We start from the raw sequence: 12,141 nt of genomic DNA on the forward strand, positions 1-12,141 counted from the left end.
CGCCATGCGTGAGAACCCGAAGGACCGGTCGGAGGAGCGTTCCGCCCGGCTGACCGCGGCCCTGGCGGCCGCCGTGGACCACCGCTGGCCCGTGGTGCCCGGCACCGTGCTGCGCGACGGCCGCTGCTCCTGCGGCGACCCGGACTGCACCGTCCCCGGCGCGCACCCGCACGACCCCTCGCTGCTGGCCGCCACCACGGACGCCCGGATGGTGCGCTGGTGGTGGGAGCGGCAGAGTCCGGACGCGCCGGTGCTGGCCGCCACCGGCTCCACGGTCTCGGCGGTCAGCCTGCCCGCGGCGGCCGGCGCCCGGGCGCTGGGCTACCTGGGCGCGCTGCGGCTGCCGCTCGGGCCGGTGCTGGCGATGCCGGGCCGCTACGCGCTGCTGGTGGCCCCGTACTCGCTGGACGTGCTCGGCGAGATGCTCGCCCAACTCCCCTGGGTGCCGGGATCGTTGCGCTACCACGGGGCGGGCGGCTTCCTGCCGCTGCCGCCCGGCGGCGCGGCCGGTCGGGTGCGCTGGGTGATGGCGCCGCGACCGGGCGTCGGCGGCGGGGTCTGGCTGCCGCAGGTCGGGCCGCTGCTGGGGGAGTTGGTGGAGGCGACGGTCCGGCTCGATCGCGGACGTCCGGCCTACTGAGGATCACCGGAACGGGGCGGACGCCGGAGCGGTTCACCGGGGCGCCCCGGAAAAACAAAAGATCCGACCGCTGGCGACGGGGGATGCACCAGCGGCCGGACTCTTTAGACAGTAACAAGGATCTGCGCCCGCGCCAATTTCCAAGACGCCCTCCACGCCCGGAAATTGCGCGTTCACCGCGACAATGTGACGCGTATCACGCGGATCCCGCGCGCTTTAGTTCAAGGTGACCTGACGGTTCACCAGGTTCGCGCGGGCGCGCCGCTCTTCGGCGCTCAGCGGCGTTCCGTCGGCGAGCACCGCGGCGAGCCGCTCGGCGAACTCGGCGGCCGGCTTCTCGCAGTCGGCGGCGGTCATCGCGAGCGGCAGGTCCCACACCGGGACGGTCAGGCCGTGGGCGCGGAAGGAGCCCACCAGGCGGGTGTCCGCGCCGAGCGAGGCCTCGCCGGCCGCGTTCAGCCGGGCCAGCGCGTCCAGCAGCCGCTCCTCGGGCACGGTCATCACCCAGCGCAGGTGGTTCTTGTCCGGGGTGCCGCACCAGTAGGCGGCGTCCACGCCGGCGAGCTTCTCGGTCGGGATGGCCGAGGCGTTGGCGCGCTCCAGGGAGGCGGCGACCTCACCGGTGGCGGCCTCGGCGTCCTCCAGCCAGAACTCGAAGCCGGTGTGCACGGTGGGCGCGAACGCCGCGGTGGTGTCCAGCAGGTCCTGCAGGCGGCGCCCGCCCGGGACGGTCCGGCGGGCCGGCACCGGGCTGCCCGGCTCGGTGGCCAGGGCCAGCTCCAGGGCGTCCGCGAGGTCGCGGCTGAGGTCGCCGGAGGCGGACTGGGTCTGCAGGCCGAGCAGGATCGAGCCGTCCTGGCGGCGCAGGGCCGGCCAGGCCAGCGGCAGCACGGTGGCCAGGGTCACCGACGGGACGTCACCGGTCGCGCCCTCGGCCACCCCGGCGGCCAGCGTCAGCGGCGCCGTGGCGGCGGGCACCAGCTCGCGCAGGGCCACCCAGTCCGCCTCGCCCGGCAGGCCCTCGAACGGGCGGTGCACCAGCTCCTGCACCGCGTGCGAGGCCTCCCGGCCGTGACACGCCTTGTACCGGCGGCCCGAGCCGCAGGGGCAGTCCTCGCGGGCCCCGACCACGGGGACCTCGCCCGTGACGGCGGTGGTGGACTGGCGCTGCGGCGCCTTCTTGGCGGCCTTCTTGCCCATGCTGCGGCTCTCCCGGGAACGGTGGTCCTGTGTCCCGGGAAGCCTAACGACACATTCCCCGAGCTCGGCTCACGCGCTACGGGCATCGCCTCCGGTGCGCCGGGCGTGCCGGGCCCGGGCGGGCAGCGCCGCCCAGACCGTGACCTCGCCGGGGGCGTCGCGCACGCCCCAGTCGCTGGCCAGCTGGTCGACGATGCTCAGGCCGCGGCCGCCGCGCGAGGTCAGCGAGGGACTGGCGGGCAGCGGCCGGGTGGCCGCCCCGCCGTCCGTGACCTCCAGGGTGAGCACCCCGTCGGCGTGCATCTGCCAGCGGACCAGCACCCCGCCGTCCGGCTCGTCCGAGCCCTCGGCGGGCTTCCGGCCGCCCTGCGCGGAGTGCGGCCCGGACGGGACGCCGACCAGCACCTGCCCGAGAACCTCGGCCCGGGCGCTGCGGCCCAGGGCCGACAGCGGGCCGAGCGGGCGGGCGTACCGACAGGCGTTGCTCAACAGCTCGGAAAGGATCAGAACAGCATCATCGATGACCGGTTCCGGTATCTGCCGGTCACCCAGATCTCGACGCAGTCGGCGCCGTGCGACCCCGACACTCGCTGGGCCGTGCGGCACTGCCATGGTCGATGAAGTCGGCACTTCACGCGCCACCATCAACGCCACCCCCGGACCTCCTTCAGCGTATGCCGAGGGAGAGATGCCCCTTGGTAATGCGTCGGAAACGAGCACCGGACGATCCCGCGGGCCCATTTCGGGCGGGACGCCCGACCGTCGACATCAGGTCATTCCGCGCTCACCCTGCGTCGCCCGGGCGCAAGAATTCCGGCAATATCGCGCGAGGAAGGTTTGACTGCCGACCAGAGTGATCGGATCGGCGGGGTACCGCGATCGGTGCGTCGGCGGATCACCGGCCGAGCTGCGCCAACACCTCCGCGGGCCGGTTGGTGATGATCGCGGACACCCCGAGTTCCAGGCAGAGCTCGACGTCGGCCGGCTCGTCCACCGTCCACACGTGCACCTCGTGCCCCAGCTCGCGCAGCCGGGTCACCAGCTGCGGGCGGGCCCGCACCAGCTCGATGCCCGGGCCTGCGATCCGCGCCCCGCCCGGCAGCGGCGAGCCCGGCCGCAGCCGTCCGAGCAGCGGCACGGTCCGCTCGAACAGGAAGACCCGCCGGTACTCCGGTGCGGTGGCGGCCACCCGGCTCAGGGCGACCGAGGAGAAGCTCATGATCCGGGCGGACGGGCGGTCGCCGTCCCGGGTCGCGCCGATCTTGAAGCGCTCCAGCGTCCGCAGCAGCTCGGTCTCCACCCGGCCGCGGAAGCGCACCGGGTGCTTGGTCTCGATCGCCAGGTCCACCGGGCGGCCGCACTCCACCACCAGCTCCAGCAGCCGCTCCAGCCGCAGCACGCCGCGCAGCTCCGGGTCGGTGCTGGGGCGGCCGGTCTTCCAGGCGCCGAAGTCGTACGCCTCTAGCTCGGCGAGGGTCATGGCCGAGACGGTGCCCCGGCCGTTGGAGACCCGGCCGATCCGGCGGTCGTGGACGCAGACCAGCGCGCCGTCGGCGGTGACCCGGACGTCGCACTCCAGCGCGTCCGCGCCCTCGTCGAGCGCGCGCCGGTAGGCCGCGAGGGTGTGCTCGGGCAGGGCGTGGGAGGAACCGCGGTGGGCGATCACCTGGACGGGCGGCACGGTGCGCGCCGCCGTCGAGGACAGGTCTGGGCTGGTCACGGGCCCAACGATAGGCGGCGGAGGTGAAGCGCGGACGAAGACGGCCCCAACCTGTGGGGCCGCCTCCGTCCGCTCGGTGCCCGGCGGTTCCCGTTCAGCGCCCGGCGGTGCGGCGGCCGAGCGGGGTGAGCGCCCAGGTGACCAGCGCCGGCACCACGAAGGCGAACAGCGAGGCCGAGGTCCACTCCTGCGGGCTGAAGTGCAGCGCCTGCCGGGCGGAGGTCCAGAATTCCGTCCACCAGTCGGCCACCCCGGTCGGCGCGATGAGCTGGTAGACCGCGAAGCCCAGTGCCCACGGCAGCAGCATCAGCCAGCGGGACGGCGCGTCGGCGGAGAGGTTCCAGCCGCGCCGGCCGGCGCCGAGGAAGTAGTCCACCGCGAGCACCGCCAGCAGCGGTACGAACACCGAGCCGATCAGGCCGAGGAAGCCGTAGTAGGTGTCGGTGAACTCGTCGATCTGCAGCGCCAGCACGGTGGTCAGCGCGCCGATCGCCCCGGAGAGCACCCGGCGGTCGACCTTCGGCAGCAGGTTCTGCACCGACATCGCGGTCGAGTACACGTTGGCGAAGGACTGGTCGGTCTCGCGCAGCACCAGCACCAGCAGGAACAGCCAGCCGGCCCAGACCCCGAGGAAGGAGTCGAAGATCCGGTTCGGGTCGCCGTCCGACTGCAGCAGCGCCATCAGGCCGAGCACGTAGCACCAGACCTGGGCGATCGTGTAGCCGGAGAAGCTGCCCCAGAACGCCGAGCGCGGGGTGCGCGAGTGCCGGGTGTAGTCGGCGGCCAGCGGGACGAAGGAGACCGACACCGCGATCATCGCGTCGGTGGCGCCCAGGAAGCCGTGCCAGTTGCCCGCGCCCGGGTCCGGCACGCCCTGGCGGCCCAGCTGGACGGTGAAGTACACCATCGCCACCGCGACCGCCCCGGCCACGAAGCGGCGCAGCACCGCGATCGAGCCCAGCGGCCAGATGGTCAGCGCGGTGGTCAGCGCGCCCGCGAGCAGGACGAACAGCCAGCGGTAGCCGGTGGTGTGCGCGACGGTCTGGGCGCCCGCCGAGATGGTCAGCAGCTCGAACACGCCCCAGCCGACGCACTGGACGATGTTCAGCACCGTCGGCAGGTACGAGAGCCGGGTGCCGAACAGCCCGCGCAGGTTCGCCATCGCGGGGGCGCCGGTCCGGGCGCCGATCAGCGAGGCCACGCCCAGCATCGCGGTGCCGACCGCCGTGCCGACCGTGATCGCGGTCACCGCGGCGGCCAGCGACAGCTCGCTGCCGGGGGCGCCGAGCACGGTGGCGGCGGTGGAGAAGCCGATCAGGCTGACGCCCAGGTTCATCCAGAGCGCGAAGTGGTCCCGGAAGCGCAGCGTGCGCGGCGGCTCGGTGTCCAGGACCAGGGGCGCTTCGACGTGGTCGGGGCGCTCCAGGACGGCGGTCGCGCCCGGAGGCGGGGCGTCCGGACCGGAAGCGGGGGCGTTCGCGCCCGAAGAAGAGGATGGCGAAGCAGGCGGCATGGCCGATACTCCCTACGCCGGCATTACCCGGACAGGTTCCGGCGGTCAGCGCCCCCTCGAACGGCCGTCACTCGTGTGGCGTACGGTCGACATGCGCACTCTCAGCCTGGTGGGTCCAAGCTCCCGCGTGTCAGTTTGGAGCGACAGGCTAACCGGCGCGGGGGCGAACACCCAAGGCCGAGGGCGTGCGGTCCGCATCGCGGGACGCCCGGCGGGGAGGGGAGCCTCGGCCGTCGGTACCGGCGTCGGTGCTGGTGCCGGTGTCCGTACCGGGTCGGTGCCGGTGTCCGTACCGGGCCCGTACCGGGTCGGTGTCGGTGCGGGCTAAGGATTCTTATGAGTTCTTCAGAGGGGTCCTTACGGCAAACGAATCGACAGTGCGAAAAACTATGGTCCTTGGTTCTGCCAGCTATGGAGGTCGTCCGTGAGCACCGAGCGCGAGGTTGGGCCCACCGGGCCGCAGGGGGAGCAGCCCGCAGGCCTGGGGGCGGCCGAGTCCGCTTCCGAGGGCCCCGCTCAGGGCGGGCACAAGCCGACCATGGCCTTCCGGCGGGTGCCGGAGCCGGAGGCGGGCGCGGCCGGGGCCGCTGCCGTCGAGGCGGCTCCGCCCGTCGACGCCGGGTCGGCCGAGGGCGTCCCGGCGCCGGGTGTTCCGGCGGACGGGGTCCAGGCGGAGGGCGGCCACAAGCCCACCGTCGCCTTCACCAAGGTGTCCGCGCCGCAGGCCCCGGCCGCGCCCGTGGCCGCCGCCGGGGAGCCGGCCGTCGACCCGGCCACCGGGTACATCGACGCGCCGCCGCCCGTCCTGCCGCCCGCCCCGCAGGCTCCGGCGGCCCCGGCCGCCGCCGCGCCCGCCGCCCCGGCGCTGCCGCCGGCCGGCAACCCGTACGCCACCCCGACCCACGGTGTCCCCGCCGCCGGTCCGCACGAGGGGTACGGCGCCGCCCCGGCCGTTCCCGCCGCCCCCGCCGCGCACGGCCACCACCCCTTCGGGGCCGGCCAGCCGCTCGGCGGCTGGGGGCCCCACGACTCCGCCTCCGGCGGCGCGGGCTACCCCGGCGGCCCGGCGGGCCCGCTCGGCTACCCGGCGGAGCACCCCGGCGGCCCCGGCGGCCCGCGCAAGAAGCGCGGCGGCCTGGTCGCGCTGATGACGGCCGTCGCGCTGGTCGCCGGTGTGGCCGGCGGCGTGCTCGGCGTGACCGTCGCCGACCGCTCCGACAGCGCCGGCTCCGCGAACGACCACCGCAGCACCACCGTCCAGGCCAGCGACACCCAGAAGAACGAGCCCGCCCCCGGCTCGATCGCCGCCATCGCGCAGAAGGCGCTGCCCAGCGTCGTCACCATCAAGGCGCAGGGCAACGGCGAGTCGGGCACCGGCACCGGCTTCGTCTTCGACACCGAGGGCCACATCCTCACCAACAACCACGTGGTCGCGCCGACCCTCAACGGCGGCAAACTGACCGTCAAGTTCGCCGACGGCAGCTCCTACGGCGCCTCCGTGCTGGGCCACGCCGAGGGCTACGACGTCGCCGTGATCAAGATCGACAACCCGCCCAAGAGCAAGCTGGCCCCGCTGCCGCTGGCCGACTCCGACAAGGTCAACGTCGGCGACGCCACCGTCGCGATCGGCGCGCCGTACGGCCTGGAGTCCACCGTCACCAGCGGCATCATCAGCGCCAAGGACCGCCCGGTGGCCTCCGGCGACGAGACCGGCTCGCAGGCCTCGTACATGAACGCCCTCCAGACCGACGCCTCGATCAACCCCGGCAACTCCGGCGGCCCGCTGCTCGACTCCGGCGGCGCGGTGATCGGCATCAACTCGGCGATCCAGTCCAACGCCTCGTCCAACGGCCGGGCCGGCAGCATCGGCCTCGGCTTCGCCATCCCGATCAACCAGGCCAAGTGGGTCGCGGACACCCTGATCAAGACCGGCAAGCCGGTCTACGCCAAGCTCGACGTGCTGCGCAACGACGACTACAAGGGCGACGGCGCGCAGATCCAGACCAAGGACATCCAGGGCCAGCCCGCCGTCACCCCCGGCGGCGCGGCGGACAAGGCGGGGCTCAAGCCGGGCGATGTCATCACCAAGCTCGGCGGCGTCCCGATCGACAACGGCCCCGCCCTGGTCAGCCGGATCTGGACGCACAAGCCCGGCGAGACCGTCGACGTCGAGTACACCCGCAACGGCCAGAACTTCAACACCAAGGTCACGCTGGCCGAGCGGGTCGGCGACCAGCCGTGACCCCCGCCCGTGCCCAAACGTGTGCGCCGAACCCCGCCGGACCCGTTAGGCTGACCTCCGCCTGGAGAGCTGCCCGAGCGGCCTAAGGGAACAGTCTTGAAAACTGTCGTGCGGTGACCCCGTACCGTGGGTTCGAATCCCACGCTCTCCGCCGGTAGGGAACCACCTGCTCAGGGCGGGTGCCGACATCGTTCGGCACCCGCCCTCGGTGTTTCCCGGGGGCGGCGGGCGGTCGGGGTTGACCCTGACACGGTGGCAGGGGGTGGAGTGGTCGCACCATGTTGAACATCGGAGACTTCGCCAGCCACGGCCGGGTGTCGGTGCGGATGCTGCGCCACTACGACGCGATCGGGCTGCTGCGGCCCGCCCGGGTGGACCCGGTCAGCGGGTACCGCTCGTACGAGGCGTCCCAACTCGCCCGGCTCAACCGGGTGATCGCGCTCAAGGAACTCGGCTTCACCCTCCAGCAGGTCCGGGACGTCCTGGACGAGCGGGTGGACGCGGCCGAACTGCGCGGGATGCTGCGGCTGCGGCGGGCCCAGCTCGCCGAGGCGATCGCGGCCGACGAGCTGCGGCTGGCCCGGGTGGAGGCGAGGCTCCGGACGATCGAGAGCGAGGGGACCATGTCCGCGCACGATGTCGTGGTGAAGCCGGTGCCGCCCGTCCGGGTGGCCCAACTGGCCGGTGTGGCCGCGAGTTACGAGCCGGAGGACATCGGACCGGTGATCGGGCCGCTGTTCGCCGAGCTGTGCCGGCGGCTGGCCGCGGCCGGGATCGAGGCGGCCGGCCCGTCCGTCGCCCACTACCGGGAGGCGCCGGAGGGCGGCGGCTCGGTGCTGGTGCTGGCCGCCGTCCCGGTCGGCCCGGCGGTGCGGCCGGACGGGCACGACTTCGAGGTGCTCGACCTGCCGCCGATCGAGGCGGCGGCGACCATCGTGCACCGCGGCGCGATGGACGAAGTGCTGGGCACCGTCCAGGAGTTGGCCCGCTTCATCGACGAGAACGGCTACCGCTCGGCCGGCTACGCCCGGGAGCTGTACCTGGAGTGCCCGGACGACCCGGCGGGCTGGGTCACCGAGATCCAGGAGCCGGTGGCCCGGCGGTAGCCGCGTTTTGCCCTCGACCTGGTCGAGGGCCCTAGCGTCGCCCGGCATGACCACCGGCACCGCCTCCCGTTCCAGCACCGCCACCGGTACCACCGCCGGTTCCGGCGCCCCGACCCCGGCGGCGCTGCCCCGGACGTACCTGTGCTGGCTGGCCGGCGTCCAGGCCGGACTGCTGGGCGACGCCGCGCTGTACTTCGCCCTCGGCTGGGCCGCCTCCGCGCACGGCGGCGGCGCGGCCGGGCTGGTCCTGACGGCGGTCACGGTGCCGCGCACCGCGCTGGTCCTGCTGGGCGGCGCGGTCGCGGACCGGTTCGGCGCCCGGCGGGTGATGCTCGTCGGGGACACGGTGATGCTGGTCGCGACCGTCGCGCTGGCACTGGTGGCGGCCGACCGGGGGACGCCGCTGTGGCTGCTGGTCGCGGCGGCGGCCGTGATCGGTACGGTCGACGCCTTCCACCTCCCGGCGAGCGGTTCGATGCCGCGCCGGCTGGTGCCCGCCGACCGGCTGCCCCGGGCGCTCGCCCTGCGGCAGGCCGGCGGGCAGGGCGCCGTCCTGCTCGGGGCGCCGCTGGGCGGCCTGCTGGTCGCGGCCGGCGGGCTGTCCGGCGCGGCGCTGGCGGACGCGGTGAGCTTCGGGGTCGTACTGCTGGTCCTGCTGCGGGTGCGGCCCCGGGAGGACGGGCCGTCCGGTCCGTCGGCCGGCCTGCTGCGCGAGGCGGCCTCCGGCGTCCGGCTCGCCCTCGCCGACCCGCTGCTGCGGGCCGCGCTGCTGCTCACCGGCGCTGCGGCCGGGGCGCTGCTGCCGGTGGTGTCGCTGCTCGGCCCGCTGCTCGCCCGGTCCCACGGCTGGACGGCCGGGACGGCGGGACTGGTCGGCGGCGGGCAGGCGGCCGGGGTGCTGGTGGTGGCCGCCCTGGTCGCCCGGCGCGGTGCGCTGGCCCGGGCCGGCGTGGGGGCGGCGGCCGGGCTCTGTACGGCGTCGGCGGGGACCGCAGTGCTCGCGCTGGCCGCGGGACCGGTGGCGGCGGTGGCCGGCAGTGCGGTGGCGGGCCTCGGCTCGGGGCTCTTCGCCTGCCACCTCGGCCCGCTGGTGCTGACCGGCGCGCCGGCGACCCACCTCTCCCGTATCCAGGCCCTGTTGACGCTGGTGCAGAGCCTGGCCCTGGTGCTCTCGAACGCCCTGCTGGGGCTGCTCGCGGACACGGCGGGCGCCACCCTGCCCACCCTGCTCTGCGCCCTCGCCACCGCCGCCGCCGGCCTCACCGCCCTGGCCACCCCGACCCTCCGCCGCGCCTGAGCCCACCCGGGCATCCCGCTCGGGCGGCAGTGCCCGGGCCCGTCCGCCGTGCGGCTCCTCCCTGCCCGCCCTGGCGGTGCCGCCTCCTCCAGCCCGTCCGCCTCTCCGTCCTCGCTCACAGTCCGTCCGCCTCCCTTACCCCGCCCGCCCCGGGGCCCACTTGCCCGTCCCCTCCCGTCCGGGCAGAGTGCGGAGGTGGAGGCGGTCGGGGCGGCGAGTGGAGGCGGCGATGAGTGATCTGACGGACCGACTGGCGCAGGGCCTCCCGGACGGGGCCGTCGTGGTGGACCCGGACGTGACCGCCGCGTACCGCCGCGACATGGCGGGCTTCTGCGCGGCCGGGCAGCCCGCGGTGGTGGTGTTCCCGGAGACGGTCGAGCAGGTGCAGCACGTGCTGCGCACCGCGACCGAGCTGCGCGTCCCCGTGGTGCCGCAGGGCGCCCGGACCGGGCTGTCGGGTGCGGCGAACGCGGTGGACGGATGCGTCGTGCTGTCGCTGGTGAGGCTGAACCGGATCCTGGAGATCGACCCGGTGAACCGGATCGCGGTGGTCGAGCCCGGCGTGGTGAACGCCGAACTCTCCCGTGCCGTCGAGGAGTCGGGCCTCTCTTACCCGCCGGACCCGTCGAGCTGGGAGTCCTGCACGATCGGCGGCAACATCGGCACCGGCGCGGGCGGGCTCTGCTGCGTGAAGTACGGCGTCACCAGCGAGTACGTGCTCGGGCTGGACGTGGTGCTGGCGGACGGACGGCTGCTGTCCACCGGCCGCCGGACGGCGAAGGGCGTGGCCGGGTACGACCTCACCAGGCTGTTCGTCGGCTCGGAGGGGACGCTCGGCGTGGTGGTCCGGGCGGTGCTGGCGCTGCGGCCGGCGCCCGCTCCGCAGCTGGCGCTGGCGGCGGAGTTCCCGAGCGCGGACACGGCGGGGGCGGCGGTCTGCGAGGTGATGGCGCGCGGCCTGACCCCGTCGTTGATGGAGCTGATGGACGCCGTCTCGGTGCGGGCCGTCAACGAGTTCGGGCGGATGGGCCTGCCGGAGTCCACCCAGGCGCTGCTGCTGGTGGCCTTCGACGGACCGGACCGGGTGGCCGAGCTGGCGCGGGTCGCGCGGCTGTGCCGGGAGGCCGGGGCGACCGAGGTGGTGCCGGCCGAGGACCAGGCGGAGTCCGATCTGCTGCTGGCCGCCCGGCGGATGGCGCTGCCCGCGCTGGACCGGCTGGGCACCACGATGATCGACGACGTCGCGGTGCCGCGCTCCCGGCTGGCGGAGATGCTGAACGGCGTAGCGGTGATCGCCGAGCGGCACGGGCTGACCATCGGGGTGGTCAGCCACGCCGGGGACGGCAACACCCACCCGATCGTCATCTTCGACGCGGCGGACGAGGAGCAGACGGCCCGCGCCCAGCGCTCCTTCGACGAGATCATGGCGCTCGGACTGGAGCTGGGCGGCACGATCACCGGGGAGCACGGGGTGGGGCTGCTGAAGCGGGACTGGCTGGCCCGCGAGCTGGGCCCGGTGGCGTTGGACCTGCAGCGACAGCTGAAGGCGGTCTTCGATCCGCTGGGAATCCTGAATCCCGGCAAGATGATCTGATTTTCCCGACCCGCTGTGAACGGCCGGAAAAGTCGATACGGAAGGGTGACCGAACTTTTCAGGGGCGCGTTCACGGTTCGCATGCGCCGGGGTGGTGCGCCCAGCGGATCGTGTGACGCCGCCGCGCTGCCGTCCGGGGCGTCCTGGCCGACAGCCGTCCGGGCAAAGCCGCAGCTCAGCCGGTATGGACGTGCGCCCTGACCGCTTTCCGAGCCGTTATGCGCGGCCCGAACGGATATCACGCAAACGGGCGAAATGCGCTGTGGGAGCTGGCGCTTTGTCGATTTGTTGCGGAAGGCTGTCCTCCGGCGTCGCAGCCCGCAGGTTTTCGTCTGGCCGACGAACCGTGCAGACCTTGATCGACCGTTGCCCGAAAAAGCTCCTTGGAGGCATCCATGGCACGCATCCACACCCGCCGATTGGCCGGACTCCTCCTCGCCGGCCCACTAGCGGCCGGACTGCTGCTGGTCGGTTCCGGTGCTGCCGCCGCGGACGAGGGCGCGGGCGCCGAGCCCTCCGCCAACGCCGGTGTGGTCTCCGACTCCGGGACCGGCAACGTGTTCGGCGGGGTCGACGGCAACCACGTCTCCACCCAGCAGACCGCCACCGGTTCCGGTGCCTCGAACCAGGACAACACCCTCGCGGTGAAGGACAACGCGGGCACCGTCCAGGGAGGTCAGGACAGCAAGAACGTCAACGTCGTCTTCGCTCCGACCTTCAACTGACCGACCGCCCGGCCGGGTGACGGCACCGGGCACCACACCACCACGGAAGGCGGGGGCGCCGGACGTGGGTGGCCGCGGGTGAGCTGAGCAGCCGCGGAAGGGCC

General features: G+C 74.2%; 10 protein-coding genes, 1 tRNA gene and 1 riboswitch. Of the genes, 7 read left to right on the plus strand and 4 right to left on the minus strand.

The window, feature by feature from the left end:
* The first annotated feature begins 4 nt into the window (after positions 1-4).
* Positions 5-640, plus strand: coding sequence for a bifunctional DNA primase/polymerase (locus tag ACFY0X_RS11460; protein ID WP_387752217.1), 636 nt, complete (start codon positions 5-7; stop codon positions 638-640).
* Between the two features lie 216 nt (positions 641-856).
* Here the strand turns inward: ACFY0X_RS11460 and ACFY0X_RS11465 are convergent, their stop codons facing one another.
* From ACFY0X_RS11465 to ACFY0X_RS11480, 4 genes are all read right to left on the minus strand, one after another.
* Positions 857-1,840, minus strand: coding sequence for a DUF5926 family protein (locus ACFY0X_RS11465; protein ID WP_387752219.1), 984 nt, complete (start codon positions 1,838-1,840; stop codon positions 857-859).
* Between the two features lie 69 nt (positions 1,841-1,909).
* Positions 1,910-2,485: an ATP-binding protein gene (locus ACFY0X_RS11470; protein WP_387753167.1), complete on the minus strand. Its 576-nt coding sequence runs from the start codon at positions 2,483-2,485 to the stop codon at positions 1,910-1,912.
* 250 nt (positions 2,486-2,735) lie between these two features.
* Positions 2,736-3,560, minus strand: a complete 825-nt coding sequence (locus ACFY0X_RS11475; protein ID WP_387752222.1) for a glycerophosphodiester phosphodiesterase — start codon at positions 3,558-3,560, stop codon at positions 2,736-2,738.
* Between the two features lie 94 nt (positions 3,561-3,654).
* Positions 3,655-5,073, minus strand: coding sequence for a purine-cytosine permease family protein (locus tag ACFY0X_RS11480; RefSeq protein WP_387752225.1), 1,419 nt, complete (start codon positions 5,071-5,073; stop codon positions 3,655-3,657).
* Positions 5,066-5,210: riboswitch (TPP riboswitch) on the minus strand. (Overlaps the previous gene by 8 nt.)
* A 401-nt stretch (positions 5,211-5,611) precedes the next feature.
* Between ACFY0X_RS11480 and ACFY0X_RS11485 the strand changes: the two genes are divergently transcribed.
* The 6 genes from ACFY0X_RS11485 to ACFY0X_RS11510 all read left to right on the plus strand — a co-directional run bounded on the left by ACFY0X_RS11485 (position 5,612) and on the right by ACFY0X_RS11510 (position 12,037).
* Complete coding sequence (locus ACFY0X_RS11485) at positions 5,612-7,315, plus strand: S1C family serine protease (RefSeq protein WP_387753170.1); 1,704 nt, start codon at positions 5,612-5,614, stop codon at positions 7,313-7,315.
* A gap of 63 nt (positions 7,316-7,378) precedes the next feature.
* Positions 7,379-7,466 (plus strand) — tRNA-Ser (locus tag ACFY0X_RS11490).
* Between the two features lie 127 nt (positions 7,467-7,593).
* The gene (locus tag ACFY0X_RS11495) at positions 7,594-8,421 is read left to right on the plus strand and encodes a MerR family transcriptional regulator (protein WP_387752228.1); all 828 of its coding nucleotides are present in this window, start codon (positions 7,594-7,596) and stop codon (positions 8,419-8,421) included.
* Positions 8,422-8,467: 46 nt separating this feature from the next.
* Entirely contained in the window at positions 8,468-9,718 is a 1,251-nt protein-coding gene (locus tag ACFY0X_RS11500) for an MFS transporter (RefSeq protein WP_387752230.1), read from the plus strand.
* 229 nt (positions 9,719-9,947) lie between these two features.
* A complete protein-coding gene (locus ACFY0X_RS11505) occupies positions 9,948-11,312 on the plus strand; it encodes an FAD-binding oxidoreductase (RefSeq protein ID WP_387752233.1) in 1,365 nt (454 codons plus the stop codon).
* Between the two features lie 395 nt (positions 11,313-11,707).
* A complete protein-coding gene (locus tag ACFY0X_RS11510; protein WP_387752236.1) occupies positions 11,708-12,037 on the plus strand; it encodes a hypothetical protein in 330 nt (109 codons plus the stop codon).
* Positions 12,038-12,141: the final 104 nt, after the last annotated feature.

It is taken from the genome of Kitasatospora sp. NPDC001547 (assembly GCF_042894165.1).
In the GTDB taxonomy this organism is placed as follows: Bacteria; Actinomycetota; Actinomycetes; order Streptomycetales; family Streptomycetaceae; genus Kitasatospora.